The following is a 1223-nucleotide window of genomic DNA, read 5'->3' on the forward strand; positions in this document are numbered from 1 at the left end:
GCAGATGGCCCCGCCCCCGCCCCCTGCGGCTGCGGCCCGGCGGGCGGCCCCCGCGTGCACGCCATGGAGTTCGGCGACGTGGAGTACCACGCCGTGTTCACCCTGTCGGACATGGTGGATGCCACGCGCATTTCGGCCCAACTGGCCAACGGCGTGCTGACCATCCGCATGCCCAAGCGCGAGGCCGCCGCCCCGCGAAGGATTGCCGTCGAACATCTGTAGGGGCTGTTGCCAACGAACGAAAATCCTGATTCAGAAACAGCCCCTAGCCCGCGCATCGCGCAACAGACCGCATTCAGAACCACTTTTCCGCATACGAACCTTTTCGTGTTCATGTACCGGGCCACCGCCCCAGGCGGCGGCCCGTTCCCTTCCCGGCGCGCTCCTGTGCCGCGCCAGCCATACCATCAGGAATCAACCGACCATGAAACTGCTCATCGCCTCCGACCTGCACGGCTCGCTGCCGCGCACCGAACTGGTGCTGGAACTGGCCCGTACCCATCACCCCGATGCCCTGGTGCTGCTGGGCGACCTGCTGTACCACGGCCCGCGCAACCCGGTGCCCGAAGGCTACGCCCCGCGCGAAGTGGCGGCCCTGCTGAATGACTGGGCACCGCGCATCATCGCCGTGCGCGGCAACTGCGACGCGGAGGTGGACACCATGGTCCTGCGCTTTCCCCTGCCGGAAGCGGCGTGGATTTTTGCCGACGGGCTGCGCATCTGGGCCAACCACGGACACCACCACCAACTGCCCGACCGCTTCCCCAACCTGACCCCCGGCGACGTGTTCCTGTGCGGGCATACCCACATCCCCCGCGCGGAAACCGTGGACGGTCTGCACATCTGGAACGTGGGCTCCACAACCCTGCCCAAGGACGGCTATGTGGCCTCGTACGGCCTCTACGAGGCGGGCACCCTGTCCATCCGCGACCTGGACGGCAACGAAGTGCTGCGCCACACCCCCGGCGCATAGCCCGCGCCCGTGCCGTTTTCCGTGCAGTCACCAGTCCAGCCCTCCATGCCGAAGACGTCCCCTCCGAACATATCCCCACACGACGCCATGACCGACGCAGCCCCCGGTATCGCCCTCGAAACCGCCCCCGACACCCCTGCCGCAAGTGATGCGGCTCTTGCCGCGCGTCTGCGTGCGCCGCTGACCGTGGGCGGGCGCACCGTGCCGGGGCGGCTGTGGCTGGCCCCCATGGCCGGGCTGGGCCACGCCG

Annotated in this window: 2 protein-coding genes; both read left to right on the plus strand. The window is 68.7% G+C overall.

The annotated features are described in order from the left end of the window. A partial coding sequence (locus FVW27_RS16330) for an Hsp20/alpha crystallin family protein (RefSeq protein WP_167127153.1) occupies positions 1-222 on the plus strand: 222 nt, incomplete at its 5' end. A 202-nt stretch (positions 223-424) separates the two neighbouring features. Then, entirely contained in the window at positions 425-973 is a 549-nt protein-coding gene (gene yfcE / locus FVW27_RS16335) for a phosphodiesterase (protein ID WP_167127155.1), read from the plus strand. Positions 974-1223 lie beyond the last annotated feature (250 nt).

The organism is Nitratidesulfovibrio liaohensis (assembly GCF_011682075.1).
Taxonomy (GTDB): domain Bacteria; phylum Desulfobacterota; class Desulfovibrionia; order Desulfovibrionales; family Desulfovibrionaceae; genus Cupidesulfovibrio; species Cupidesulfovibrio liaohensis.

Coding starts and splice junctions, on each gene's coding strand:
- yfcE (WP_167127155.1), top strand. CDS start 425: ATGAAACTGCTCATCGCCTCCGACCTGCACGGCTCGCTGCCGCGCACC.